Below are 1,161 nucleotides of genomic sequence, written 5' to 3' on the forward strand. Positions count from 1 at the left end.
CGCCTGGCCCTGGGTAAGCAGCTTGCCGGTCTGCGTATTGTCCAGACGGTTTTTCGCCGTCAGCGACAGCGCAGACAGCCCCAGCAGCTGTCCGGCATTCCCGATGTCATCGGCCGTCAGCGCCAGCGTGTTGCCCTGCCAGAGCCCGTCGTTACTGACCCTGCCCGCCTGTGCCTGCAGGGTACCGTTGGTCAGCAGTTGACCGGTGCCGCCAACCGTCAGGCCGTCACGCAATTCCAGCGTGATACCGCGCTCACCGATAACCGTGCCAGCGTTACTGAACGAACCGCCGTTCAGCGCCAGCGCCCGGCTTTCCCAGCGTCCGCTGTTGTTGAGTTGATTGCCGCGCAGCGTCAGGGTGTCGGCGGTATGCAGCAGGCCTGCGCCCTGATAGTCGCCAGTGAGCGACAGGGCGCCGTCAGCAATCACGCTGCCAGTGTTGTTTATCGCCCCGCTGTCGAGCGTCACCTTACCCACGCCGGACACGGTACCCTGATTATCGAGCAGGCTGGCGCTCAGCCAGCCGTCACCGCCGGAGAGCAGCGTCCCCTGATTGGTTAACCGGCTGGCTGGGTTGGTACGATCCAGCGTAACGGCTAACCCGTTATCACCCTGCATCCGCCCGCGGTTGGTCAGTTGCTGCGCGTCAACCGTCAGGCGGTCTGCCTGTGCGTCGCCGTCGTTTATCACGTTCGCGGCACGTAATACCGCGATGCCCTGCGACAGCAGTGTGCCGCCCTGCTGGTTGCCAAGGTCATTTGTGGTCGCCAGCGACAGGGCGTTGAGACCAAAAAGCTGCCCACGGTTGGTCAGTTCGCTGGCCTGCAGCGTGATGTCGCCCGCCTGCCACTGCCCCTGATTATCAACCTGACCCGCCGTCAGCGTGCTGCTGCCCTGACTCAGCCATTTGCCCTGATTGCGTGCCGTCCCTGTAATCGCCAGCGTCAGCACATCGACGCCCAGCATCTTGCCGTGGTTATCCAGCGTCTGCGCGTCCACCTTCAGCGCGCGCGCTTCCAGCGTCCCCTGCTGGTCGATATCGTTCGCAACAATACCCAATGTATTACTGCCGCTGACAAGCCCGCGGTTATCCAGTGTATTACGCAGATCCAGTTGCAGATCGTCCGATCCCAGCATCTGCCCGTGGTTCAGCACGTCCGC

At 63.0% G+C, this 1,161-nt stretch carries 1 pseudogene; it reads right to left on the minus strand.

Features of this window, described 5'->3' with window-relative positions:
* Nucleotides 1-1,161 (minus strand): annotated as a pseudogene (locus WCT94_RS20690) (hemolysin BL-binding protein); the annotation flags it as partial.

Source organism: Pectobacterium sp. 1950-15 (genome assembly GCF_037136835.1).
Lineage (GTDB): Bacteria > Pseudomonadota > Gammaproteobacteria > Enterobacterales > Enterobacteriaceae > Pectobacterium.